General features: G+C 60.2%; 21 protein-coding genes and 1 pseudogene. 15 read left to right on the top strand and 7 right to left on the bottom strand.

What is annotated here, in order from left to right; all coding sequences use genetic code 11:
• Positions 1-22: 22 nt before the first annotated feature.
• From LQ220_RS03665 to LQ220_RS03650, 4 genes are all read right to left on the bottom strand, one after another.
• Entirely contained in the window at positions 23-430 is a 408-nt protein-coding gene (locus LQ220_RS03665) for a hypothetical protein (RefSeq protein WP_230186904.1), read from the bottom strand.
• Positions 431-531: 101 nt separating this feature from the next.
• Entirely contained in the window at positions 532-1,590 is a 1,059-nt protein-coding gene (gene leuB / locus LQ220_RS03660) for a 3-isopropylmalate dehydrogenase (protein WP_230186903.1), read from the bottom strand.
• Between the two features lie 56 nt (positions 1,591-1,646).
• Complete coding sequence (recO, locus tag LQ220_RS03655; RefSeq protein ID WP_230187256.1) at positions 1,647-2,381, bottom strand: DNA repair protein RecO; 735 nt, start codon at positions 2,379-2,381, stop codon at positions 1,647-1,649.
• 128 nt (positions 2,382-2,509) lie between these two features.
• Positions 2,510-2,734, bottom strand: a complete 225-nt coding sequence (locus LQ220_RS03650; RefSeq protein ID WP_230186902.1) for a hypothetical protein — start codon at positions 2,732-2,734, stop codon at positions 2,510-2,512.
• A gap of 163 nt (positions 2,735-2,897) precedes the next feature.
• Between LQ220_RS03650 and LQ220_RS03645 the strand changes: the two genes are divergently transcribed.
• Together LQ220_RS03645 and LQ220_RS03640 are read left to right on the top strand one after the other, a co-directional pair.
• A complete protein-coding gene (locus tag LQ220_RS03645) occupies positions 2,898-3,884 on the top strand; it encodes a M48 family metallopeptidase (RefSeq protein WP_230186901.1) in 987 nt (328 codons plus the stop codon).
• A 382-nt stretch (positions 3,885-4,266) separates the two neighbouring features.
• Positions 4,267-5,580 (top strand): EAL domain-containing protein, encoded by a 1,314-nt coding sequence (locus LQ220_RS03640; protein WP_230186900.1) that lies wholly within the window; start codon positions 4,267-4,269, stop codon positions 5,578-5,580.
• A gap of 59 nt (positions 5,581-5,639) precedes the next feature.
• Here LQ220_RS03640 and LQ220_RS03635 read toward each other — a convergent pair whose 3' ends face one another.
• On the bottom strand, positions 5,640-5,936 hold the full coding sequence (locus LQ220_RS03635) for a hypothetical protein (RefSeq protein WP_230186899.1): 297 nt from the start codon (positions 5,934-5,936) through the stop codon (positions 5,640-5,642).
• Between the two features lie 208 nt (positions 5,937-6,144).
• On the opposite strand from LQ220_RS03635, the gene LQ220_RS03630 reads away from it, so the two are divergent.
• The 10 genes and pseudogenes from LQ220_RS03630 to LQ220_RS24985 form a co-directional block, all read left to right on the top strand.
• Complete coding sequence (locus tag LQ220_RS03630; RefSeq protein ID WP_230186898.1) at positions 6,145-7,563, top strand: sugar transferase; 1,419 nt, start codon at positions 6,145-6,147, stop codon at positions 7,561-7,563.
• 132 nt (positions 7,564-7,695) lie between these two features.
• The gene (locus LQ220_RS03625; protein ID WP_230186897.1) at positions 7,696-8,961 is read left to right on the top strand and encodes a nucleotide sugar dehydrogenase; all 1,266 of its coding nucleotides are present in this window, start codon (positions 7,696-7,698) and stop codon (positions 8,959-8,961) included.
• A gap of 47 nt (positions 8,962-9,008) precedes the next feature.
• Entirely contained in the window at positions 9,009-10,358 is a 1,350-nt protein-coding gene (locus tag LQ220_RS03620; RefSeq protein ID WP_230186896.1) for a glycosyltransferase, read from the top strand.
• A 5-nt stretch (positions 10,359-10,363) separates the two neighbouring features.
• The gene (locus tag LQ220_RS03615) at positions 10,364-11,665 is read left to right on the top strand and encodes a hypothetical protein (protein WP_230186895.1); all 1,302 of its coding nucleotides are present in this window, start codon (positions 10,364-10,366) and stop codon (positions 11,663-11,665) included.
• Positions 11,658-13,016: a hypothetical protein gene (locus LQ220_RS03610; RefSeq protein WP_230186894.1), complete on the top strand. Its 1,359-nt coding sequence runs from the start codon at positions 11,658-11,660 to the stop codon at positions 13,014-13,016. The genes LQ220_RS03615 and LQ220_RS03610 overlap by 8 nt, the downstream gene beginning before the upstream one ends.
• Positions 13,013-14,092 (top strand): acyltransferase, encoded by a 1,080-nt coding sequence (locus LQ220_RS03605; protein ID WP_230186893.1) that lies wholly within the window; start codon positions 13,013-13,015, stop codon positions 14,090-14,092. The genes LQ220_RS03610 and LQ220_RS03605 overlap by 4 nt, the downstream gene beginning before the upstream one ends.
• 45 nt (positions 14,093-14,137) lie before the next feature.
• Complete coding sequence (locus tag LQ220_RS03600; RefSeq protein WP_230186892.1) at positions 14,138-14,857, top strand: polysaccharide biosynthesis/export family protein; 720 nt, start codon at positions 14,138-14,140, stop codon at positions 14,855-14,857.
• A 37-nt stretch (positions 14,858-14,894) separates the two neighbouring features.
• On the top strand, positions 14,895-17,117 hold the full coding sequence (locus LQ220_RS03595; protein WP_230186891.1) for a polysaccharide biosynthesis tyrosine autokinase: 2,223 nt from the start codon (positions 14,895-14,897) through the stop codon (positions 17,115-17,117).
• 2 nt (positions 17,118-17,119) lie between these two features.
• A complete protein-coding gene (locus tag LQ220_RS03590; RefSeq protein WP_230186890.1) occupies positions 17,120-18,208 on the top strand; it encodes a hypothetical protein in 1,089 nt (362 codons plus the stop codon).
• Positions 18,205-19,308: pseudogene (locus tag LQ220_RS24985) on the top strand (O-antigen ligase family protein); the annotation flags it as partial. The gene LQ220_RS03590 and the pseudogene LQ220_RS24985, both read left to right, overlap by 4 nt.
• 207 nt (positions 19,309-19,515) lie before the next feature.
• Here the strand turns inward: LQ220_RS24985 and LQ220_RS24980 are convergent.
• Positions 19,516-20,124, bottom strand: a complete 609-nt coding sequence (locus LQ220_RS24980) for a heparin lyase I family protein (RefSeq protein ID WP_354957072.1) — start codon at positions 20,122-20,124, stop codon at positions 19,516-19,518.
• A 359-nt stretch (positions 20,125-20,483) separates the two neighbouring features.
• Here LQ220_RS24980 and LQ220_RS03580 point away from each other — a divergent pair, with 359 nt between their 5' ends.
• Genes LQ220_RS03580 through galE form a run of 3 tightly spaced genes read left to right on the top strand, consistent with a single transcriptional unit; the run spans position 20,484 to position 23,510 of the window.
• Positions 20,484-22,106, top strand: a complete 1,623-nt coding sequence (locus LQ220_RS03580) for a heparinase II/III family protein (RefSeq protein ID WP_230186888.1) — start codon at positions 20,484-20,486, stop codon at positions 22,104-22,106.
• Positions 22,103-22,516 (top strand): hypothetical protein, encoded by a 414-nt coding sequence (locus tag LQ220_RS03575; protein ID WP_230186887.1) that lies wholly within the window; start codon positions 22,103-22,105, stop codon positions 22,514-22,516. Before LQ220_RS03580 ends, LQ220_RS03575 begins: the two co-directional genes overlap by 4 nt.
• A complete protein-coding gene (galE, locus tag LQ220_RS03570) occupies positions 22,506-23,510 on the top strand; it encodes a UDP-glucose 4-epimerase GalE (RefSeq protein WP_230186886.1) in 1,005 nt (334 codons plus the stop codon). Before LQ220_RS03575 ends, galE begins: the two co-directional genes overlap by 11 nt.
• Before the next feature lie 701 nt (positions 23,511-24,211).
• Here galE and sppA read toward each other — a convergent pair.
• A complete protein-coding gene (gene sppA / locus LQ220_RS03565; protein WP_230186885.1) occupies positions 24,212-26,095 on the bottom strand; it encodes a signal peptide peptidase SppA in 1,884 nt (627 codons plus the stop codon).
• Between the last annotated feature and the right edge of the window lie 220 nt (positions 26,096-26,315).

Raw genomic sequence — 26,315 nt, 5'->3', positions numbered from 1 at the left:
AGAGGAAGCGTCGCGGGGCGCTTCAGGCCGCTTCGACCGTAGCCACAGCGAGCGGGTGGAGCGTCGTTTCCTCCCACTCCAGCCGTTCGTTCAGTTGCCGTTGCAGGCTAAGAACGGCAGTGCGATAGCCTGGCCAATCGCCCGCGATGCGGTCGGGCGTCCACACCTTGATATGCGCGTTATATTGCAGGAAAAGATCGCGTGTCCCGTCCGCATGGGCGCGCAACGTGTTTTCGACCTGCACAGATGTTGTCTTTAGGCGTACGGTGGCGACAAGTTCCTGCTTCCGTATCAGATACTGCCGAAAAAGCTGCGAAAAGGCGATACGGCGGCGGGATATGTCCGCCATATCGGGATTGGCAGCATTCATCGCGCGCGCAAATTCGCGGGTTAACCGCCGTAAATCGTCATGGTCTTGATTTAGTTGCATTTGGTACGCCCGCTGATGTGCATTTTTTGCAAACCACGCCTACGATGCATCCGTTAACGAGCGGTTCTCGGATGTTACATTTCCGGTTCCGCGCGTTACATTTACAGCGCGGCGAGTACCGCATCCCCGATCTGCACCGTCGACATGCTGCCGCCCAGATCGGCACCGCGCGCGCCACCCGCCAACGCCTTGGCCACCGCCGCTTCGATCCGGTCCGCCTGGGCAGGCAGGTTCAACGAATAGCGCAGCATCATCGCGGCGGAGAGAATCGTGGCGAGCGGATTAGCCTTGTTCTGTCCGGCGATATCCGGCGCACTGCCGTGGATCGGTTCGTACAGACCCTTGCCGTTGCTATCGAGCGAAGCGGACGCCAGCATCCCGATGGAGCCCACGCACATGCTCGCCTGATCGGACAGGATGTCACCGAAGAGATTGCCGGTGACGATGACGTCGAACTGGCCGGGATTGCGGACAAGCTGCATTGCGGCGTTGTCGACATACATGTGAGTCAGGGTAACGTCAGGATATTCGGCAGCGGTTTCGATCACCACGTCGCGCCACAGTTGCGAGGTTTCGAGGACGTTGGCCTTGTCCACCGAGCAGAGTTTGCCCCCCCCTCCGTTTTTGGCGCGCGCTTGGGCCGTGCGGAAGGCGACATGCGCGATGCGACGCACTTCGCTTTCGCTGTAGCACATGACGTCATAGCCTTCGCGCTGACCGTCGGCGGTCTTGCGCATGCCTTTTTCGCCGAAATAGACGTCGCCGGTCAACTCGCGCACAATCATCAGGTCGATGGCAGCAGCGACTTCGGGACGGAGGGTGGAAGCGTCCGCCAGTTCGGGGAACATCTTGGCCGGGCGCAGATTGGCGAAGAGCGTGAGTTCCTTGCGGAGACCCAGGATCGCCTGTTCGGGACGGAGGTGGCGTTCGAGCGCGTCGCAATCCGGGTCGCCAACTGCGCCGAACAGAATCGCGTCCGCGCGGCGGGCGATGTCGAGCGTTTCGGCAGGGAGCGGATGGCCGACCGCTTTATAGGCTGCGCCGCCGACCAAGCCTTCTTCATAAACGAGGCCGTCGATGGCGAGTGCGTCCAGCACGCGGCGTGCCTGCGCGATGACTTCCGGCCCGATCCCGTCCCCCGGCAACAGCGCGATAAGCATAGTCAGTATCCCCAATAGACGGAAAATGTGGGCGACGCTTATGGGGATGGCTTCCGTTACGCAACCGCTCTTTTCAGCCGATCCACCAGTCGTTCCCGCGCGGCTAGCACATCGCGGCGGCGGTCGGTGAGGATCGAGCGTTCGAGGAAGTGACCGGTGAGGCGCAGGCCGTCGATAATGTCCGGCCACCCCGCCTCCCCGCCCGTCACAAGGAAGGACGGCAACGGGAGCAGCCGCGTTTCATAGCCGGTGGCAGCCGCCGTGCTGACGGCAGCCGCGCTTTTGGGGCTGACATAATGGAGATCCTCGCGCGATCCGGTGACGGCGCACTGGTCGAGATCGAGGCCGAACCCCAGCTCGTTCAATAGCAACAACTCGTAGCGCACCAGCGCCACTGCCCATCCCCGCGCCGCCGGTGCCGCCTCCACCGCCGCCAGCACCGCGTCGAGCGCCTGATGGAGAACGGGATAGCCATTCTCCTCCGGCAGTGCAGCGGCGGTCAGCGCGCAGGTCCAGTCGATCGCGGCGGCGGGCAATGGCTCGGCAAGGAGCGGCGCGCGGCTGTGGATCATCTCGACCGTCAGGCTGGCGAGTTGGTCCTGCGTCCGCGCCCGAAACTCGGCCTGCACGATGTTGCCGGGTTGCAGGATAGGCCGCACCTGCCGCGAACGCCCACCCCGCACATAGCCGGAGACGAGGCCGTCGTTGGGCGTCATCGCTCGCACGATGGCGCCATGTTCGCCATGATGGCGCACGGCGCAGATTATCGCGGGGGTGGTGAGGTGCGGCATTGTGGGTGGGGTGTAGCGCAGTTGCGGGGTGCGGGTAATGGGGTGGGATAGACGGAGCGGTATTTCCGGCTTCATCCCGCCCGCGCCGGAGGCCCCAGCCTTCGCTGGGGCGACGATCTTAGCCATCGTCATGCCAGCGAACCCTGAGCCACCTTTGTCGTAACAATGGCGGTGTGTTGAGGGGTGTCCTTTGCAAAGTCGAGGATGCCCATCAGAGCACCCTGTAGCGTGGCATGCATTTCGCCGCGCTTTTCGCCGGGATGCAGGACAATCCGGTGAATGAGCGAACGAATGGCGTCGAAGGCGTCGAGCCGGGTTTCGGAGTCTTCGAGTGCTTGTGTGAACCGCTCCATTTGGCGTCGGTAGATTTCGGCGATACCGGGATGAACATCCGAACCGAATGTTCGAGCACCACACCCTGGTTTGAAGGGTTGACGAATTGCGCACGCGACTTGCAGTTGCGGGTTTATGCTGATTTGCTTCCGCGCCGCTAGTCGTTTCCGCAACTTGCAAAGGGTGATTTTTGTTTGCCTTGCGGCCTTTAGCACACCGACCGTTCATGGCGAGAGTCCGCTCGAAGATAGCCTGAAAGCCCTGCGCATTGCCGATATCCGCGTCGCCAGCGTGGGGGAGCGCCTCGCCATGGCCAATGTACGGTTGTGCAGCCAGACGCTCGCCCGCACCGGGCTGGTTCTGCACGATATCCGGCAATACTCCGCCCGAGGGCAAATGGCCGCTCGCTCCGCGTTTCGGTTCGAGCGCGAAATCTCAGTGGAAGGTGTGGTGCCCGGTAGCCCCGCAGATCGTGCTGGGATTAGAGCAGACAGCGCGCTTCTCGCTCTGGATGGGGTCGCAGTAAATTCACTGCCCGTAACCAGATCTGAAAATTCGTTCGGACGCATGGCCGCCATACTTGATGAAGAAGAACGCAAGGCCGCAGACGGCTTGCTGATCGTCGATGTGTTGGAAGACGGGGTCGAGCACAGGCGGAAAATTGCCGCCGAGAGCGGCTGCAGCGGACGCTTTCAAATTGTCCTTGAAGGTTCGCGAAACGCCTTCTCCGATGGGAAATATGCTCAGATCGACGGCAGCATGATGGACTTCGTTCGCAACGACGAGGAACTATCGGCCGTACTCGCACACGAGTTGGCTCATGTTATCCTCGATCATCGCCAGAGATTGTATCTTGCGTCCAATGGACGGAAAGTCATACGGCCCAGCCGGGCGATGATCCGCGCCAGTGAGAATGAGGCAGACAGGCTCTCGCTCTACCTGATGGCAAATGCCGGGTACGATCCCACTGTTGCGCCGCGGTTTTGGGATCGCCTCGAAAAGGCAGTGGGACCAAGCATATTCGCGGACGGAACACATGCAGGCCGAAAGGTACGCGTTGCGCAAATGAAAGAAGAACTAGGAAATCTCGCTCGCCTCCGGGAAGAGACCGGCCCTGGAATGCCGCTATTTCCTACTTTGGCCCGCCGGCCTTTTCGGGCGTTGCCTTGAGATACCTGACGGACGTGTTCAATCGCGACCGCGTCTGAACCGTTGGCTCACCAAGATCGGCAAGACTCATGGTCATTACCCATTATGCGAAGCGCTGCGCCACAGCGGTTGTGCGCTCCGAAAGCGCAAACAAGCGGGATTTCCATGGTAAACGTCAGGCGAGACTTTGTGCTCCGATCCGTGGTCTGGAGCATTGATTGAAGACAAACTTCACCTAATTAAGTGGAATTTTGGAACGATCATCTGGCGTTAATACACATAAGGTTAATTCGCCAAGCATTATACAAATATAATGGAATTTTACCTAATTTTTAGGTAGTTACAATTTACCTAAAACGGTCTCACGGCGGCAATCAGGGCTACGCCGGAACAGGGACTGCGCATGGCAACATTGACCAGAAATGCAGTGAAATCAGGGCACTTAGGCGCTGATTTTGACGATGCCGCCGAAGCGCCGATCGACGGCATCGCCCATGTTCGCGCGTTCATTAGAATGGAGAATTATTTCCATGTTGTAACAGCCTACGGCCAAATAGTTGCCGATGAGTTGCTGAAGGAGGTCTATGCTTCTTTCAATGCGTCGTTGGGAGGCGAGATCGGCGCCATTCCTGGCAGCGGCAGTAGCGGGTTCGCGGTGAATCTGATTCGTGCCGCCGGCGAAAGCGCCCATTCACTCGGCAAGCATTTTGCCACGCTGCTGCAAACGCTCTGCGTGACGACCATGAGCCAATCGTTCAATTGTGCGGACGAGTTGGTGCATCCGATACTTTCCTGCTCCCGCGTAGCAGTGAATGGCAAACGCTGCTCCGCTGATGACCAACTGTTACGCTTCGACGGCGAGGCGCCACGGCAAGGCGCCACATGGGCAATCGGCTATCATAATGACATGGCTGCCGCCACCGGGTTGCTGGCAGAACTTGCCGAAAACCGTCTGTGCGTTCGCTGGCAACCAATTGCTCCTACAGACGAGAGCGGTGGCTTTCTCTTTCAGGAAGCATCCATCTGTTCGGTAGACTTGCTCCATGAGCGCGTTTCGCAGCAGGCCGAGATCGAAGCGGCGGAGCGTGTCGGCCTTAGCAGAATAATCGACCGATGGTCGGTTGAGCAGGTATTGGAATCGCTCCGTTCCCGACCCTTCGCACAATTGGGCGTGCGCATCTCGGCGCCAAGTGCTGTGGTCGATGGCTGGTGGTCGGATATCTTCGACCATCTGGGCCGAAATGTCGACCACGCTCAGCGGCTCACCTTCGTCGTCTCGGGGGCCACGCCTTTTACCACCATCAGCGTTACTCAAGCCTTCATTCAGCGAGTACGTAGCCTAGGTTGCAGGATCGCGCTGGACAATTTCGGCGTGGGCTTCGCATCACTTCGCCACCTGATCAGTTTATCGCCCGATGTGGTCAAGATCGACTGCCTTTTCGTTCATTGGGCGGAGCAGTCGGATCGTGGCGCCTCCATTCTCGAGCATGGGATCAAGCTAGCCGGGGCAACGGGCGCTGCGGTGGTGGTTAACGGCATTTCTGCGGAGCGCCAACGCGCCCTGGCGGTTCGCGCCGGTGCGCAGTGGGTGCAGGGGGATCTCATCGCCGAAGCGAGATTTGGCCTGTCCTGTGCCTCCGAAACAAATGTGCGGTCACCTGCCGCGGGGCAGCGTCACGCGGATTATCGACATATGCATGGAGGTATATCGCTGTGAGAAAGATCGGCCAATATGACGTGCATGGCACTGAATTTATGCGAGGTCTTCTTTGGGCTTCAGCAATAAGTCTTGGCGGATATGCCGGCATAGCAGCGCTCATTCTTGTCATTTACTAAAAAAAGATAATCATCTTCATGGCCTGGAAATGATGGTGAGCGCCCACAACTAAGGAGAATCGAAATGATCAATAGATCATCTATTTTAACGATCGGAAGTATTGCTTCCATAGCCTCATTATTACTCGTCTCCCCTAGCATGGCTGCCGCGAAGTCGTCTGAACAAGCCGGTGCACGTATCGGCAACAATGTCGGCTTGCGAACTGGCGCAGCTTCCGTGAAGCGGAGCAAGGCCATCGGAGGAGCCCCGCTAGCACTGATATTACTGACGGCCGCTTCCGTTACCACGGCTGTCGCCGTCGCAGCGGCCGATGACCATGATGGACCCGCAAGCCCGGCATCCTGACACTTAGATCTGCTGGGCTGCAAGTTGACCCTTTACTCTGACGTGGATGTCAACTTCGGGCCGATGCGCAGGCGGCCGACATTTTTCTGGAGAACCAGCGTGCCAGTTCCAAATGCTGAACTCGCCCTCGCGACCACGGGGGTGACCGTCCTCGATCGCCCCGAGCTTCCGAACTACATCGCGCGGGGACATCGACGCCTGCGGGCGCATATGCAGCTCCGTTTGATCGATATTCTGGGCATGACAGGCGGGTATGCGCTCACCCTGCTGCTGCCTGCGGACACCTCTCCGCAAGCGCTGGACGCTGGGGTCCTTCTGGGACTGATGACCATGTATCTTGTCATAGCGAGCCATTTTGGCGCCTATGCGGTGGATGCATTCCAGGGCAGCAAGGCAGGGATCGGGCGAGCCATATTGTCGTTTCTGATCCCGCTTAACCTAGCAGGTCTTCTGGCGATGCACCTCGGCGCGGATTCCCAGCCTATCGAAGTCCTTCTCCTTCGCGTTTCCCCCGCAGTATGCCTGGGACTGGCCACGGCGCGCGTGCTCTTTGCTATTCATGCCAACAGCCGGGGCGACCTCGACAACTGGCCCGTAACGCTGGTTTTGAAAGACGGCGCGGACGATGTGGAGATGCCGCATGGAGCGACGGTGATCGATGCAAAAAGATATGACCTGAGGCCCGACATAACGGACCCTGATGCGCTGGATGCCCTCGGCACCATCGTGAACCGGGCAGACCGCGTGATCGTCGCCTGCCCGGCCGACCGCCGCGAAAGCTGGGCGGTCGCGCTGAAGGGTGCCAATGTGGATGCGGAAATAATTACGGCGGAGATTGCGACACTTGGGCCGATCGGCGCGGGTAACTTCTTTGGCCACACAACTATCAAGGTATCGACCGGCCCGCTTGCCCTTCGGGATCGCGCACTCAAGCGACTGTTCGATATTGTCGTCGGGACGGCAGCTATCCTGTGCCTCTTCCCGATCATGCTGGTGACGGCGATTGCCGTCCGGCTCGACAGCCCCGGTCCGATTATATTCAAACAGAAAAGGATCGGCCGGGGTAATCGCATTTTTTACATGCAGAAGTTCCGCAGCATGCATGTCGCAAAACAGGATGCAGACGGAAGCCGCCTTACGACCGGCAAGGACGATGATCGTATAACGCGTGTGGGACGCTTTATTCGGGCGACCAGCATCGACGAACTTCCGCAGCTCTTCGATGTCATCCGCGGCGAAATGAGCATTGTCGGCCCCCGTCCCCATGCACTCGGAGCAAAGGCCGGGGACACGCTCTACTGGCATGTGGACCCCCGCTATTGGCATCGCCATGCCGTAAAGCCCGGGATGACGGGCCTGGCGCAGGTCCGGGGCTTTCGCGGAACAACCTTCACCCATTCTGACCTTACAGATCGGTTACAAGCCGACCTTGAATATCTCTCGGGTTGGACGCTCCTGCGCGACATCTTGATCACTGCGCTGACAGTGAAGGTGCTCGTGGGGAGCAAGACTTTCTAACACACGCAGCCCCCTGGGAAAGCGCATAGGCCGCCCCCTTCCTCGCGCTCCCGCCCCTTTTTCCTGGCCTACCGCCCACGTGCTCAAATGCGCGCCGGTCGTCTGCGGCCTAAATTTTTTGAGGTGCACATCATGCAGATCGCCATTTTCGGACTTGGTTATGTTGGACTTACCGCTGCCGCCTGCCTTGCAAAAACCGGCCACAAAGTGATCGGCATAGAAGTCAGCGAGGCGAAGGTCGCGGAGTTGAAAGCGGGAGGCTGCCCGATCAGCGAGCCGGGCCTCCACGAACTTCTCCGGGAAGGCATAGCGAACGAACGCTTCGATGTGATGCAAAGCGCGGGCGGCATCATCAACGAGTGCGACATGGCCATCGTCTGTGTCGGCACGCCAAGCGGTCCGGACGGATCGCACAATATGACATATATCAGCGAGGTCAGTCGCCAGATTGCCGCTGCCATCAGCACCAACCGGCCGCATCCGCTTACCGTCGTATATCGCTCGACGATCCGCCCCGGAACCATCGAAGGCCTCGTGACGCCGATCTTCAAGGCGGAACTGAACGGCCGGTTCTCCGATGCGGTCGAACTGGTCTACAATCCCGAATTCCTGCGCGAGGCCACGGCCATCGCCGATTATTTCATGCCGCCGAAGATCGTCATCGGAACGGCAAACGGCGAACCATCGCGCAATATGGACCTTCTGTACGAGGGTATCGATGCGCCCATCTTCTACACGCCCTATCGCGAGTCCGAGTTCACGAAGTTCGTTGATAATACCTGGCACGCCGTGAAGGTCGCCTTTGCGAACGAGATCGGCCGCACGTCGGTCAAGCTCGGTATCAGCGCACGCAAGGTGCATGAGATATTCGTCTCCGATACCAAGCTCAACATATCCCCCTATTACATGAGGCCTGGCGGAGCATTTGGCGGGTCTTGCCTGCCGAAGGACGTCCGCGCCCTTCAGTATATCGCCGCCGATGTCGGGGCCCATACCGTATTGGTGGACTCGCTCCTGCGGTCTAACGACAGCCACAAGCATTTCCTGCTGGAGCATGTCACTCAAGGCATAGCACCCGGTGCCCGCGTGCTGATGGCGGGCCTGTCTTTCAAAGCGAACAGCGACGACCTTCGCGAGAGCGCTAATGTGGACCTTGCCCGCAAGCTGCTGGAAGCCGGCTACCGCCTGTCGGTCTACGACCCAAGCCTCGTGCCGTCCAAGCTGATCGGCGCCAATCTGGGCTATGCCTATACGCAGCTTCCCGCGCTCAATCAGCTCTTCGTGACGCGGGACGTGGCGGAGGAGGAGACCTGGGATCTCGCGGTCGACTCCATCGGCATCCTCGACACCCTCAACATCAAGGCGGACCGCAAGGTCAGCACCAACGCGCTTCCCTGACAAGCAGCCGTCTCCGCCCGTTTCGTCAACAGAGCCTGGAACCAGCCTTGACCAAAGCCGCCCATGACTTGCCCAAACGGATGGACTGCGCCCCCGCGGAACGCCAGCTGCGGATCGCGCTGGTCTACAGCCGCCTGCCCTTTCCCATGATGCGCGGTGACCAGTTGACCGTCGCGCATTTGCTAAGCTTTTTCGCCGCGAGGGGCCATGAGGTGGACTTCTACACACTCGACATGCAGGGCGCGCTGACTCCGGTGCAGCGGGAATGGCTGAATGAGGCCTGTAACGAAGTGCGCATCTACAGCCAGGGTTGGTGGAACCGGCTGACTGGACTGGCGCGAGGTTTGCTGAAAGGGCAACCCCTGCAGGTCGGCCTGTTCCAAAACGCACGGCTATCGCGCGATTTGCTCCGGGCAACGCAAGCCGGTGCATATGACGTGGTCTACAGCTACTATATGCGTAGCGCGCCGGCCATCCCGACGCATCTTGGGCGCGTGCGAAAGCAGAGAGCGTCGAGGCATGTAAACGCGCCCGCCACATTCGTGGCGCTTCAACTCTCCCAGTCCCTGAACACCCGGCGGATATGGAAGAACGAGAAAAATCGCATCAAGCGATTATTTTATCGCATCGAGACGCGGCTTTGCGAGAATTTCGAAGCCACAGTGTGGCAGAGTTTTACCAGATCCGTCCTTATCGGGCCAGCAGACGTCGCGGCAATCAAGGCTGTTTGCGCCATCCGTGACCAACCGGCCATCGACAACTGGGTCTATGGCGCGCACGGCACCGACATCGGCCGCTATCCGCCTGCGATGGAACAGGAAATTGTGCCTGGTCGGGTCGTTTTTTCCGGCTCCATGCTTTACCAGCCCAATGTCCAGGCCGTGCATTGGTTCGTCGACAATTGCTGGCCGAGAGTTCGTGCGTGCTTTCCCGACGCAGAGCTTTTCATCCAGGGCCGCGATCCGCTTGCCTCGATACATGCGCTGGACGGCGTGAACGGTATCACCGTTACCGGCACCGTACCTGATATCGGGGCAATCGTTCGCTCGGCCGCCGTCTGCATCAACCCCATGGGCGCAGCGGGTGGAATGCAAAACAAACTCATCGAATATATGGCAAACGCCAAGGCTGTGGTCGCGACGGACATCGCCAATGAAGGGATCATGGCGCCCTCTGAAACGTTGCGCCTTGCCGCCGATGCTCCGACATTTGCAGCCGCCGTCATCGACCTGCTTGAGAACCCGGACGAAGCCTTGGCGCTGGGCCGCAAAGCGCGGGACTATGTCGTCGAGCACTGGACCTGGGAAGCGCATTTCCTGAAGCTGGAAGCGGCGTTTCTCGAAGCCCTGGGCCACGTCGATCAGTCCCGCCCGCTTGTGTTGACAGGTGCAGATTGAAGGGCATGGCAAAACTCTCAGGCCCGGTCGTGGCGGTCGGTTTGCGCTATACGGCGATCGCAATCCAGTTCCTTATCCTCAGCCTTATCGCCCATCATTTCTCCCGACACGACTATGGGCTCTACATTCTCGCGCTGAGCGCAGTGCTCCCCGTTTTCCCACTGCTGGGGCTCGGCGCGAGCGAGTATGTCGTGCGGGAGATGCCGCGGCTAGACGCGATTCATGACCGCCACGCGCGACAGGACATGGCGGGCACGATGCTTGGGGTCATGATACTGAGTGTCGGCATCGCTCTGGGAGCGGCCCTGCTGGCCGCCGCGATCCTCCCCTTGGACAACCAGCAAAGAACGATGCTGTGGTTTGCCACAGGCTTCTTCATCGCAAACGGCGTTATGTTCAACTGTGCGCAGCTGCTGCTGGCGCTGGATCGCCACGGCCTTGGCGCATTTTTCAACTATCCGGCAATCAATATCGGACTCATTGCCGTCTCCGCGCCCTATATGTTGCTGACGTCGGCCCCGAATTTCACTGGACTGGCTGCCGCAACTGTCAGCGGTGCTTCCGCGATGGCTTTGTGGGCGCTGGTCCTGACACTTCGTTCTGGCGGTCGCCCGCGTTTCAGGCTCTCACCCGCACTCCGCCAAGTGGCCATAGGTATCCGGCTCGCTATCGCGCGGACGTTGTACGGCGTCGGCCTTTGGCTTCCTACCTTTTTAGCTGGCATCCTCCTCAATCCAGCCGATGCAGGCATATTGGGTACGGCAGGTCGGCTCTCGGTTGCCGTATCGGCCGCCATGGCCGCAGTCCGCTTTTCGATCCGCCCAGCGATCGTGCGCGCGGCGCAGCGCGATGACATGGACGCGATTGCGGCGCTGTGCGGCCGACTTGGCACTATCAGCCTCGCGCTTTGCATTGTTGCGATGACAGCGACATTGCTGGTCGGACGCCCGGCAATCGCCTTAGCGTTCGGCCCCGGCTTCGATGCCGTCGTCCCGGTCCTGGCAATCCTCCTTCTCGCCGTGGCCATCGAATGTTTCGGCGGCCCGGTGGACGAAGTGCTCAAGATGACCGGTACGCAGGACGGGGCACTGGCAATATTGGCTGCCGGCATCGTCTTACTGACTTGCGCCTCATGGTTGCTGTCCACATCAGGCCTTTTCGCGCTGGCCAGCGCGCAAGTACTCTATTCACTCTTCGTCTTTGGGCTAATGCTGCTGCTAGCACGCAAGCGCCTGGGCATTTGGCTGAGGCCGCGCCTTACATCGCTCGCTGCGGTATCCAACCCTGGAAGTCGCGGAAATGCGTGAGGCAAGCTGGCGGGAAGCCCGCCACCCAATTACGGCGCAGGCAGTCGATAATTCCGCATCGGTTGGACTGCTGACGATCGCAGCGCTGTTATGCTGTCTGCCTTATCTCGTCTTTGGACCTCTGGCTGCGCCATCACAGGTGCAGCCTTGGGCGGCGCTCGTCTGCTGGCTGTTCCTGGCTCAGCGATTGCTGACGCAGGATCTGCGCATCAACCGCTTGCAGATGATACTCGCCGCGTTTGCGTTCTGGTTCATGGTTTATGTCTATCGCCCGGATCAGGTGAGCCTGGACTATTATTTTCGCCGATCGGCGTCCTTCCTCTTGTCGTGGGGCATCGTCATGGCGATGCAGTATCTCTCGCCCGCCCTCCTTTGGCGGCTGTTGAAGATCACCTTGCCGCTATGGACCGCCTTCGGCATCCTCGGCTACGTCAGCACGTCGCTTTACTTCAAGATCACGGCGCCGCTGGTGCCCACCATCGTGGGCGTTGCGGGCGGTCGGGGCACGACGAGCCTCGCCCCCGAAGCGACGGATTTCGGCTTCACCATGGCGTTCATGCTGCTGCTGTGCATGGTAACGCGCAGCGCCTTGAGAAACAGGGGCGCGACGGTCGAACGGTGGCCGCTCTGGCTCGCCGTTTTCAACATCGCGCTTTCCCAGTCCGGTTCGGGTTTCTTCGCTGCCGTCGCGATCGGCATCCTGTATGCCCTCGTAAGCCAGACCGGCGCGGGGCGAGCACCGGTCATGCGGTATCTGGGGGTTGGTGCTTTCGCCGCCGTAATGCTGATAGGCCTCTCGGCCTTAGCCGTTCTGCCTGAAACCGGCATTCGCGGCATCGACCTTATGGCCACGGCGCTCAAGTCGCCTGAGGCGCTGTTCAACACTACCTTCTCCTATCGCGTCGTACATAATTATGTCGGCATCTTGGGGATCATCGATTCCCGCTTCGCCGGGTTCGGCGCAGGTGCGTTTATCGCGGAAGGCCCGCGACTGTATGCCGAATATGGACTCGGGCGACTATTCGGTCTGACCGGCTGGTACGCGACCAATGTTCCCGCGACACTCAGCGTATCGCCCACTGCCTTCTTTCCGGTGATCCTGCTCGAATATGGGATTGTCGGGCTTATCTATATCGTCGTCCTGTTCCGCGGCGTTGGCATTTCGCGCATTCCATACAAGCCGATCTGCATCGCCATGATGTTCATGACTTGGGCACAGAGCTTCCCCGCGGCTTACCCACCCTTTTGGCTGCTCGTAGGCCTGGCGATGAACCCCAGCTTTCGCGACGCTCGGAAAACAGCGGCCAGCCCTCCCTATCCCTTGCCACAAAACCGGAGACTTGCCGCATGACGGCGGAGCAAAATCAGACAACAGCCGCTTTCGGCTATGTCAGCGGTCTCGACGGGCTGCGTCTGGCTGCGGTCGCAATCGTGATCGTTCGCCATTATGAAATCGTGCCCATGCTGCCGGGGGGCTTTGGCGTTTCACTGTTCTTCTTCATCAGCGGCTTCCTCATTAGCCGCCTGCTCATTGCCGAAGAGAAGCGGAACGGAGCCATCGCCCTTGGCAAATTCTACATCCGTCGCTTCATCCGGCTGCTGCCCCCGTTGCTGCTGATGGGGATCGTGGCAGTGCCCCTGCTCTATCTGATTGAGCCCGAGAACTTCTCGCCCGCACAAATCGCGCTATCCTTCCTCTATCTAGGCAACATCGTAAAATTCGGAGCGCCAATCTTCGGCTGGAAGGAAGGCTATCAAGCCATCGAACCGCTTTGGAGCCTTGCTGTCGAAGAGCATTTCTATCTGTTGCTTCCCCCGCTGCTGTTCCTGCTGCGCAGCCAGAGCTCCCGCATTTGGCTGATGGTTGCCGCCATCGTCGGCGCGCTGCTGTTGCGGATGTTCGTTGCATGGGCGGACCCGGCAAATGCGGACCAGATCAACTATCATTTCACCTTCACGCGCCTGGATGCAATGGCCTGGGGTGTACTGCTTACCCTGCTCCTCGATGCAGGACGGATCACGCAATCCGCAATCGACCGGGTCGGACATCTGCTCGTCTGGATCGGCGGGATCGCGATGCTTGCGTCAATGATCCACTGGACACCCTATTACGAAGAAGTTCTGAAATATACGCCGCAAAGCCTGGCGATCGGCATCTTCTTTACTGGGGTAATCTTTGCCGACCAATATTCAGCAGTGCGCCGTATCGCTGAGTTCCCGCTCATCTCGCACCTTGGTCGGATCAGCTATGAACTCTATCTCTGGCACTTCCCAATCTTGGCAGCAGTCTCGCATTTCGTAGTCGGGTTTGTTCCTGCGGTCACGCTCTCCCTCATTCTTACGCTGCTAGTCGCAGACGTCGCCTACCGCCTCACCACAAAGCGGCTGGGAGCGATGCGAAGGAAGTTTGGCGGACACCCGGTATGATCCGCGATCCTGCATCTTACTGTCTTATTTAGTCAGGGAAATTCCATGTCCTTCTCCAATTTCTCCCTTCACGCGGCAAAGAGCACGGTCCGCTTCACGCCGGCCTTGCTCGCATCGAGTCTCTGCCTCGTCGGATGTGCAACTGCCGATCTCCCGCGTGGGCAGGAAGCCTATTCCGTCATTCCCCCAGCCACCGTGGGTGTCGATGGCGACGGTATACTTGGCCCATCAGACGTCATCAGCCTCACGGTGTTAGGAGAACCGGAACTCAGTCTGAAAGAAGTCCAGATCACCAGTGACGGCAATATTTCAATGCCCCTTGTTGGCAGCGTCAGGGCTGCGGGGCTGACGGCCGATGCACTGGCAAGGGCAATCGCCACGCGGTTGGCCGCCAATATGCTGATCGACCCGGATGTCTCGGTAAACGTCAACAGCGCGACATCTCAGAAAGTGACCGTCGAAGGCTCCGTGACCAAACCGGGCATCTATCAGCTTGCCGGTCCCACCACGCTGTTGGGCGCGCTGGCAATGGCGGAGGGAACCACCAGAGTCTCCGCTTTGAGCGAAGTGGTGATTTTTCGCACCATAAACGGGCAACCCATGGGTGCGGTCTTCGACGTTGGGATGATCCGCCGGGGCGAACTGCCCGATCCTCAGATTCACGGCAGCGACACGGTCGTCGTCGGCTTTTCCGCCCTCAAGGGCGGTTGGCGAGACGTACTGAGTCTCGCGCCGATCATCGCCGCGTTTCGCGCTTACCGGTGATGCAGTGCATTCCCCCGATCTTGCTCAGGCTCTTTTTATGAAAACATCACCTGCATCGCCGCCGACCCTCAACTCCTATATCGAGCCGTCGGCAGAATTACAGGGCAATGAGAGCTGGGCATTTACCAGTTCGCAGATCGACCTCGCCACGTTGCGCCGTATTGTGCATCGCAACGGCTGGATCATTCTTGCGATCTGTGGCGTCGGGCTGGCGCTGGGTCTGACGATCACGCTGCTGATCACGCCAACCTATCGCGCCCAATCCAGCATTCAGATCGAGCAACAGGCATCGCGCGTCCTCGACGCCCCCGATATCCAGCCTGCCGAAGCGATCCAGGATGCGGATCGCTTTCTCCAGACCCAGCTTGAGATAATGCAAAGTCGCTCCCTCGCTACCCGTGTCGGGGAAGCCCTGCGGCTGTTTTCCGGCGATACATTCTTCAAGGCGATGCGCGTAAAGCCTGACGAAAAGCCGACCGGGGCGCAATCATTACAGGAAGTTCGGCGCGAACAGACTATCGCCTTGTTGCAGGACAATCTGAAGGTCAGCCTCACACAAAACTCGCGCATCGTCCAAATTACCTTTGACAGTCCGGACCCTACGCTGGCGGCGCGGATCGCGAATGCCTTTGCGGACAACATGATAGGCAGCAATCTCAGCCGTAAATTCGACACGTCCTCCTACGCACGCCGCTTCCTTCAGGAACAACTGACCGAAACAAAAGAACGGCTGGAAAATTCGGAGCGCGCGATGAACGTCTACGCCCGTTCCAGTGGAATTATCGACACCAGTTCGGGGATGCCGGCGCAGACGGGTTCGTCCAGCGGTAACTCGCTGACCGTCTCCAGCCTCGTTCAGGCGAACGATGCCCTCGTCGCCGCGATCGCCCGCCGCATCGATGCCGAACAGCTTTGGAACAACGCACGCAGCTCAAAATTGGACAGCCTTCCCGAAGTCCTTTCGAACCCTGCCGTGCAGATGATGCAACATCAGCGCGCGACGCTCGAAGCCAAGCTTGCCGAACAGCAGGAGCGGCGACAGGCCGATCATCCAGAGGTCCGCCGCACCAACAGCGAAATTGCGGCCATAGACCGCCAGATCGAAGGCATAGCTGCAGATGCGCGCCGCTCAGTCCTCAATCGGTATCAAGTTGCAAAACAGCAGGAAGCACAACTCGAAGCGGTGGTAAGCAGCCTCAAGAACGAGACGCTTACAGAGCAGGATCGCCGGGTCGGCTACAATATCCTGCGCCGAGAAGTGAATACCAACCGTGAACTCTACGACGGGCTGCTCCAACGCTTCAAGGAAGTCAGCGCGGCGGCAGGCATGAGCAACAACAACATCTCCATCATAGATGTCGCGCGTGTGCCGGGAAAACCAGTATCCCCCAATTTGCTGGTCAATCTTGGCCTTGCCCTGCTTATCAGCTTCATGGCGGCGACAGGCTGCGTCTATGCGAGGGAGCAACTCGACGATGTCGTGCGCACGCCTGACGAGGCAGAGCGCAAGCTCGGTCTTCCGGCCATTGGGATGGTGCCGGCGCTCACTAAAAGTACCACACCCACTGACGCACTGGACCAACCGAAATCGGCATTCAACGAAGCATTCCATGCACTTCGGTCTGCATTGGAACTGTCCCAGGCCGGAGGCGCTCCCGCCTCGTTGCTCATCACCAGCAGCCGGAAGGCAGAAGGCAAATCGACCATAGCGCACGCCATCGCGCGCGATTTCGCGCGCTCGGGCGGACGTCGCGTACTCCTTGTCGATGCCGATCTGCGTCGCCCGAGTCTGCACCATATACTGAGCATGTCCAACGTGCCGGGTCTGACCAGTCTGCTGGTCCGCAAATGTGCGATGGATCAAGCGATCCAACGCACATCCATCGATGGGCTGGACTTTATAGGAAGCGGCCCAACCGCGCCCAATCCGGGGGAGTTGCTTGGCTCCCCCATACTTCCGGAGTTGATCGCCCAGTTTACCGCCCACTATGATCTTGTGATCATCGACGCCCCACCGGTCGTTGGGCTGGCGGACGCACCCAGCATCGCCGCACACATGGATGCGACGCTGTTCGTGGTAAGCGCCAACGGCTCACACAGAGGTGTTGTGAAGGCCGCTATTCGCCGCTTGCGTCTGGCGCGGGCGCGGTTGCTGGGCGTCGTTCTCAACCGTGTCGATATTCTTTCGCTCGGCTATGGCTACGAGCAGTATTATACTTACGGCGATCAAGACACCCGGTCCGAAAAGATCGAGAGCTGAAGGTGATCGAGACTGCCTCCATCCGTCGAGCATCGCCACGCCGGGTCGTGGGAACGGCCGCGCTCATGGCGATACTCAGTTGGGCGGTCGTAGTCTCGTACCCCGGGAACGTGTCGCCGTTCGGGGTTTCCGTTTTGGACAGCAGGCAGTTGCGGAACCGGGCGCTTCGCGCACGACAGGACGGGCGCGCCGATGCGGCAAACCTGGTCCATCTGTCTGCGCGCCTTGGGTGGCGGGACAGCCAAATCCAATATTGGCTGCTGGAAGAAGCGTTGCAGAAGCAGGACTATCGGAGCGCCGTCGAGCGGATCGACGCGGTACTCCGCCGCAAGCCCGTACAGGCCGCACGGCTGTTCCCGATCTTGCATGCTCTGGTCATGGACGCAGAGGGACGCGACGCCCTGCTCGGCCGCTTCCGTGATGCGCCACCTTGGCGCCTCGCCTTCTTGCAGGACGTGACGAAGCTGGATGGCAACGCCGCGAACGGACATGAGGCATTGCTGGACGGAATGATCGTCGGCGGGATCGCCTCAGCACGCGATGAAGTGCTTCCCTATGTGCGGAGACTGCTCGTCCTAGGAGAATATGGGCACGCTAAAGACCTCTGGTCTCGCGCAATTCGAGACCGCTCCACTCCGGACAATCTCGCCGGAACACTTGCCGAAATCGACACCTCGCTGTCGGATGATCGCATTTCTCCTTTTGAGTGGCGTGCGCGCCGTGTGGCTGGCGCAGAACTTCGGGCGGAAGCCGTCGGGGTGCGGATTATCATGGACGGGAGCACCTTCGGTACGCTGGCGGAGCGAACGCTTGTGCTCAAACCCGGCACCTATCGGATCAGCGTCGGTAATTCCAACAGGAGCGCCTTTCGCGATGGCCGGATCGGCTGGTCGCTGTCCTGCCTACCCGGCCGGGGAAAATTGCCACTCAGGTCAATGGATGGGCAATTTGCCATTCCGACATCGTCTTGCCCGGCACAACAAATTTCGCTCAATGCCCGACGCGCTGTCCAAAGTGCCCCTGCGGATATTATCCTGTCATCGGTGCGGATAGTGCCCGTCGCTATGTCGCCGATGAGCCCATCCAAATGAAGGCTAATGCGACATTCAGTCGGTCCGCCGTGATGAAGACTGCGCCATCTGGCCTGCTCCTCATTCTGTGCTGCTTCCTGAGCGGGGGAGGCAGCGACTATGCCATGAACGAGGCGGTTCTGAAGCTGGCCGCCTTACTGGTCGCAGGCTATTATTGTGCAGGTTTCTCCCGCGCGATACCTGATCGCACGGCATGGCAGCCTCTTGCTCTACTCGCACTGGCGTGTGCCATTCCCTTGATCCAGCTCGTGCCCTTGCCGCCGACCATATGGCGCGCCCTGCCCGGCCGAGACCTAGCATCAGATATCCTTGATGCACTCGGGCAAGGAAGCCGCGCTGCGCCGCAAAGCCTGGATCCGACGGCCACATTAAGATGGCTAACAGGCCTCCTTCCCGGTGCAGCTATGCTGATCGCGGTGCTGCACCTTCGTCAGGAGGACAGATTTCTCCTCCTTCACCTGGCCGTTTTGCTCGCGCTCGCAAGTTTGGCCGTGGCCGCCGTGCAATCGGTGACGGGCGGGCATTGGGGAGTCATCTACCCTTCCGCCCATAGGGGATATCCCACGGGCGTCTTCGCCAATCGCAATCATCAGGCGGCGCTTTTGCTGCTGGCCATTCCGATGGCAGCAGCCTGCGCGAAAACCCACGCTGAAGGATCGCTGGCACGCTGGCTGATACCTGTGCTGTCCCTCCCCTTCGCGGCGGGGGTACTAGCTACTACCTCCCGCATGGGGCTCATTCTGCTGCCGGTCAGCTTCGGCGGAGCTGCGCTCCTGCTCTTGGGCGGTGTACGCCCCAACATGAAGTGGACGACGATTGCTGCACTGATAGTTGCTACAGCGGGCATGACGATCGTTCTAAGCGGAAACCGCGTAGCAGCCTATGCGATCGACAGGCTGACAACCGGCAATGTAGACCGCCTGGCTTTCTGGCAAGGAACGGTGCGGGCCATTGCCGAATATTGGCCCGTAGGTTCGGGCATGGGGACATTCGTTCCCGTGTTCCGCAGCGCCGAGCAGCTCGCGGACATAAGCCCCTATTATCCAAACCACGCGCACAACGACTTCCTTGAGTATATACTTGAGGGCGGGGCTCCGGCGGCCCTGGTAGTCCTGCTTGGGCTTGTGTGGTTCGGCCGAACGGTGTTCGGGCTGTCGAAACGCGTGGCTGCGGAAAAACACTCAGACTGGACCGCGGTATGCGGCATCCTCCTGCTGATACTGCATTCCTGCGTCGATTATCCGGCCCGCATCCTTTTCCTGGAGGCATTGGGCGGAATGTTCGTGGGATTGCTCGTGCCTCCGCCTCTAATGCAGAGGAGGGACGGTGCAACGCGGTGGGGGCGGCGGAGTCGACGCGACGGAACCCGCCGGTCCGAGCCGGACCGACATATTCGAATAGGCAACGCGGATCACGCCGCGATCCTGCACTCGATAAATGCCAAACTGCCAGTACGGCCCGCGGGGATCGTTATAGCCGAGCGGCATGGTGGAATCGATGATAGCAATTCCGTTTCGCCAGACCCGAAGATGACCGGCGACTGGATCGGGCGTGACTTCCCATATCCAGTGGACCCAGCGTCCCAAGGTCGCTGGTGCGGACCATCTTATCATGGACTTGGGCGATGCCAGCGCGAACCGCTCGCGCACCGAATGCGTAAGAATGCGCTGAACGCCGCCATTCATTTCCATGGCGATAATGGCAGGCAGGGGCCGCTCGCTCGCCTCAGCCGAATTGTGAACCTGTCCGATGATTGCCGGCAGGCTCGCAGTGCTTCCGGGTGCAATATATTGGAAATACGTGATGGTCGCCGGGCGGCCGAAAGGCAGCGCGATACGGCTAAGCAATTCCGCGCGCTCGAAAGGCCGGTTCCGGGCACGATCGTAGCTCGCACGATCACCCGGCCTCACGGTCATCGTGACGCAGGAAGAGCGACGGTCGATCCGAAATGCGTGGCGAGAAGATGCAGCATAGACATACTCCGCATCGCCAATGATTTGAACTGTCTGTTCAACAGAATCCATGATCGTTTCCTGTGCAATTCCATGACACTCATATCTATATTCATAATTTATCGACATGTGTCGAACAATATTTCGGCGATACACAGATGAGCTTATCCATTACATTAAAAGCACTTTCACGAATTTCATTCCAGATGTTGCGACATCAGGTGCGCCGCCAGTTGCGTAATCGGTTGGTTCCCCTCGCCCCAAAAATCTACGCGGGATATTTGGCCCGAAAGAACAGGCTCCTCCCAGCCCTGCCGGACTCATTGGCGATCTCCGTCAGCCTTGCTGGCTTCATTGCGGCCTATTACGAGGCCTCCTCCCAAGCCCTCGCCGATGCCTCCTGCGGGCGGTTCACATTGTTGGGGGAAACCGTCGATTTCGGTGCGATCGAAAACATCGACTGGTATTTTCGGCTTCCGCAGGAGAACGATCATCATCTTTGGCGGATGAAGCTCAGTCAGTGCGAAGTACTGCATTCGCTAATTGCAAGCGGCCACCCGGCGCATCAGTTGACTGTTCTTGCGTTGCTGGATTCCTTTGAGCACGCCGCCACCATCGATCGCCCTGACGCCTTTAAGAACATTTGGTCCCCTTATGGAGCATCGCATCGGCTGTTGGCGATGCTGAGCGGCCTCGCCCTTGCAAAGCTCGGCGCACTTTCCGCCGAAGTTGGCGCCCGCCTGCGCGCCTTTATCCGCCGCGACGCCGCCTTCGTGCTTGCCAATGTGGAGCATGACCTGTGCAACAATCATACGGAGCGAAACCTTGCTGCGCTCTGCCTGTACGGGATCGCCAGCGACGGCCTGCCCTCGCGCCTTTGTGCGAAGCTGGATCGCGCTGTATCGGCCATCATTCGTGCGACGGTGCTGCCCGACGGAATGCAGGTCGAGCGCTCCGCCATGTATCAGGGGCTGACGGTGATGTCCTTGCGCATCTTTGCCGACGCCTACTTCCTGCGGCCATCGACACGGAAAATGGCCGCGGAAAAGGCAATAGCGGCAGGCCGGGCGTGGGCGTTCATGACACATGATGACGGGGAAATCGCTCTGTTCAATGACAGCTGGACCGAAGAAGTGCCGCCCGTGAGCCATATCATGGGCACTTCGGTTATGACCGAGCCATTACCCGGCATTCTGGCCGATGCGGGCTATGCGCGCTTGCGTACCGACCGCTTCTCGCTCTGGATGGATGCAGGTGAGATCGGCCCTCCCTGGAACCCTGGTCACGGTCACGCCGATTTCCTATCCGTGGAACTGGACGTCGACGGCAAGCGGCTGATCGTCGATCCGGGGACGGCGCAATATTCCACTGGGCAGGAGCGCAGCTTCGAGCGGTCGGCGGCCAGCCACAACGGCCCCCGGTTCATTGATAGCGAGCCGGTCGAGTATCTGGGCTGCTTCAAGGTCGGGCGGATGAACAGCGCACGGCTGATCCCTCCAGCAGAACTGGCGGTGTTGGACTTCCCGGCAGTCGGTGGCTTCATTCCGATGCGCGAAGGCACCGTTTGCCGGATTGCCGCGCACATACCCAGCGGACTCCTGATCGCCGATCATTGGACGGACGCGACCCCCGGCGCCGTCCGCCTGCTTATCCCCGCCGAATGGAACCTGCTGGATGCTGGCCCCACCGCGATCCGGCTCGTTCTGGATGATACACAGATCACGATCCGCGCCTTACGGGGAGGTTTCGCCGCCGCGTCCGCAGGTCAGTGGTGCAGGCGGTACATGCGTCCCGAAGGCGCGCATGTCCTTACGCTGGAACCTGAACGCACGGGCGATGTGCAAAATGCACTGCTCCTCGTCGGCGATGGCACGACCCGCCCTCGCTCGCAGGATGTGGAAAAAGTTGCTGGACTGTGCGCGCGCCGGGCAGTCCTCGGGAGATGAACCTGCACATCATCGCGCTTGGCTGGAGCCAGATGAAAATGGAGGTGGAGCACATCGTCGGCTTCAGTTCCGACGCGCTTCATGCGCAGGTGGGGATGCTGGTCTTCATCGCCTGCCAATATGTGCTGCGCGGGAGATCGTCGCTGCTCGTGCCTTGGCTATTGCTGTTCGGGATCGAACTGACCAACGAAGCCCTCGACATGTCGCGTCCCCCCGGAAGCGTTGAGAACGACCTTGGCTCTTCGCTGCACGATCTGATCAACACCATGCTCGTGCCGACGGTGATGGTCTTGCTTTGGCGGCCACCGGTCCAGTCCACCGCTGGCGATGCCGAGATGTCCACGGTATCCGAATCCAGACGCGAATTACCTGCGACCGCCACGAAATGGAGAGACGGATATGACGGATAAGCCCACAGTTTTGGTGACCGGCGGGGCTGGCTATATCGGCAGTCATGCGGTTCTGGCGCTGCGTGATGCCGGCTGGCGGGTCGCGGTTATCGACAATCTGGTGACCGGCTTCCGCTGGGCCGTTCCGCAGGACGTGCATTTTACCCGCGGCGATATCGCGGATCAGCCGTTGGTCGAAGCGTTGCTGCGTGAGCAGAATATCGGCGCGATCATGCATTTTGCCGGGTCGGTCGTGGTGCCGGAATCGGTGTCCGATCCGCTGAAATATTATCACAACAATACAGTCAAGAGCCGCGCTCTGATCGAGAGCGCCGTCCGCTGCGGCGTGCCGCATTTCATTTTCTCTTCGACGGCCGCCACTTATGGCACGCCGGAGGAAATCCCGGTGCGGGAGGATGCGCCGCAGCGACCGATCAATCCCTATGGCATGTCGAAGCTGATGACCGAGGCGATGCTGGCGGACGTCGCGGCTGCGCATCCGATGAACTACTGCGCGCTACGCTATTTCAACGTGGCGGGTGCCGATCCGCACGCGCGTACCGGCCAATCGACCGCAGGCGCTACGCATCTCATCAAGGTGGCGGTTGAGGCAGCGCTCGGCAAGCGCGCGCATGTGAGCGTGTTCGGGACCGACTTCGATACGCCGGACGGCACGGGCGTGCGCGACTATATCCATGTGTCGGATCTGGCGGCGGCGCACGTCCTGGCGCTGGAGGCGCTACTGGCGGATCCGTCGACAAGCCACCAGTTGAATTGCGGCTATGGCCGAGGTTATTCGGTTCTCGAAGTACTCGACGCAGTCGATAGGGTGACAAACATAAAGATCGAGCGGCAGTTGGAAGGACGCCGTCCGGGTGATCCGGCGGCGCTTATCTCTGACAACCTGGCGATTATGAGCCACTTTCCCTGGAAGTCACAATATGCCAACCTCGACCAGATCGTTACCCACGCCCTCGCCTGGGAACGCAAACTGAGCGAGATGCAGGAGCGTTAGGCGCATGACTGTATAAGATGTACGACAGAGTTTGCGGCTGAAGCGGCGCGTCTTGCGCGCAAGAGCGACTGGACGCGGCGAGAGACGGCCAAAAATCTGGACGTTGGCCTGTTCACACTGACACGGTGGTCTCGCGGAGCCGTGATCATGAGATCGATGCTTCTAATCCCGCACGATCGGAGGATATGGCAATCGAGATCAAACGGCCCCGCCGGGGAGTACGAGATCTTCCACCAGGAACGTCACATCCCTAAGAGATCTGCGCCCACCCGCTGAGTGGCCCAGACACTAACAGTCTGGACCACGATCGAATCTCTTCTGGCTGGCGGTCCCGAGGAATTATAATACAAGTAGCGGTCTTAGCCCAAATCTGGCCGCGCAGACTCCAAACGGAGGGCCATCCTAGCAAGGGGAGAGAGCGGCAGTGCTTCCTCTGCGCGATATTTCGGGCTTCATCCCCTGACGCCGGAGACCCCAGCCTTCGCTGGGGTGACGGGTTTGAGAGGGGGGAGCGGATTTTGGGTGGTGAGCCGAAGCCCCCCACCGTCATGCCAGCGAAGGCTGGCATCTCAGGCGGAGGCGGGCAACAGTCGGGCATGGCGCGAGGCGCGGTTCGCATTATGGCAGCGCGTGGGCAGTCTTCATTCTGCTCCTGCCTGAGACCCCAGCCTTCGCCGGGGCGACGACAAGGACTCAGGCCCCTACCAAAGCTTCCCCACCAGCATCGCCCAGAACGATTTCTCCTCGCCCGCCGCCACTGGCTGCGGTGCGCCGTAGCCGCGGCATTCCAGGCAGGCGGCTTTCATGGCGCCGCCGGTTACCAGCCCCTGTGCATCGGCTACGGCCTGCATCGCCCATTGGCGCTGGATCCATGCCTGCCGTCCCAGCAGGTCGGTCGGGATCGCGGCTTCCTCCGCGCCGTCGCTCATCCAGTTTTCGATGAATTGCGCGAATTTGTCGGGGGCTTTTTCGATGTAATAGGGTTTGGCGGTGGCGGGATCGAGCTTGGCGAGTTTTGCCGCGGCGGCGATGGCGTCTTCCAGTCCGCCGAACTGATCGACCAGGCCGATCTGCCGCGCGGTGCCGCCATCCCAGACTCGGCCCTGCGCGATGCCGTCGATCTGTGCTGGCGTCCGCCCGCGCGCCTTGGCCACCAGCCCGACGAAGCGGGTGTAGACTTGCTCCACGCCTGCCTGCGCGATGGCATCGAATTGTGGGCTGACGCCACCGGCCAGATCGGGTTCGCCCGATAGCGGGGTGGTCTTCGATCCGTCGGTGGTGACGCCGATTTTCGCCAACGTCCCTTCGAAGCTCGGCAGGATGCCGAACACGCCGATGGAGCCGGTGATTGTCCCCGGCTCGGCAAAGATGCGGTCGGCGGGGGTGGACACCCAATAGCCGCCGCTCGCCGCGACATTGCCCATCGACACCACGACCGGCAGGCCGCGCCGCTTCGCCTCCATGATAGCGCCGCGAATTTTCTCCGACGCCAGCACCGACCCGCCGGGCGAATCGACGCGGATCACCAGTGCCTTGAGCGACTTTTCGGTGAGCGCCGTATATAGCAGGTCGGACAGCGTATCGCCCGCCGCCGTGCCGGGACCGGCTTCGCCATCGACGATTTCGCCCGCGATGGTCAGCACGCCGATCTGGCCGTTATTGGCCGGCGTGTTCGCCTTCACATAGCGCGCATAATCGATGGCCGCGAAGGTGCCGGGTTTCTTGTCATTGCTTGGCCCGACCAATGCCGCGACGCGCGCGGCGAAAGCCGATTCCTCACCCAATTTGTCGATCAGTCCGGCATTCACGGCGGCCTTGGGCAGATCGCCTCGCACGGCCTGCGCCGCTGCCAGCGGATCGGCGACATAGGCGGCCAGCTTTGCCTTGGGCCGTGCCTTGCCGACTTCATCCAGCCAGTTCTGCCACAGCGCACCGGCCAGCGCCTGATCCGCCTGCTTCGCTTCGGGCGACTGATCGGCGCGAATATAGGGTTCGACGAAGCTCTTGTAGGTGCCCACGCGATAGACATGCGTGGTCACGCCCAGCTTGTCGATCAGCCCCTTGTAATAGAGCCGCGATCCGCCCGGTCCGGCCAGCACGACCTGACCGAAGGGATTGAGCCACACTTCGCTGGCATGGGCGGCCAGTTGATAGCCATCGGCGCTGTAGAGCGTGGCATACGCCAGCACCGGCTTTTTCGCGGCGCGCACGTCATCGAGTGCCTTGCCGATGCGCGACAAAGCGACTTGCCCGCCGCCAAGGAATCCGTCGAGGTTGAGAACCACGGCCTTGACGTTGCCGTCGGTCTTTGCCGCGTCCAGCGCCGTGACGACATCGCGCAGGCGATATTCCTTCATCTGCGGCGCGCGGCCCGGCAGCGACGCCAGTGGATTGATGTCCTGCGGTTGCTCAACCACCACGCCTTCCAGATCGAGCACGAGCGCACCGCTCGACACGCTGGCGACCGGCGCTGGGGAATAAGACAGCGCGGTGTAGAGCAAGCCGAAGAACAACAGCAGGAACAACAGCACCAGCGCGTCCTTGATGCCGACCAATATGCGCCATGCGCTGCGTACAAATGCCAAGGGGTGCTGCCTTCCGTTCCGAACCTGCTGCTCAACTAATGCTTTGCGATGGTCGCTTCAATGCCCGCGCATCATGCGACCTGCCTCACCTACCCCCTCAAACCGTCACATTTTTCTTTTAAGAGGTCTTGACCAGGAATAGCGCAGAACCATATCTGCGGCGCTGGCACTCTTCACTGGAGAGTGCTAACAAACAGAAGTTCACTGGGAGCGGGAGAGA

This window comes from Sphingobium sp. CECT 9361, assembly GCF_918741285.1.
Lineage (GTDB): Bacteria > Pseudomonadota > Alphaproteobacteria > Sphingomonadales > Sphingomonadaceae > Sphingobium.
This window is presented reverse-complemented; position numbering and strand designations above follow the sequence as displayed.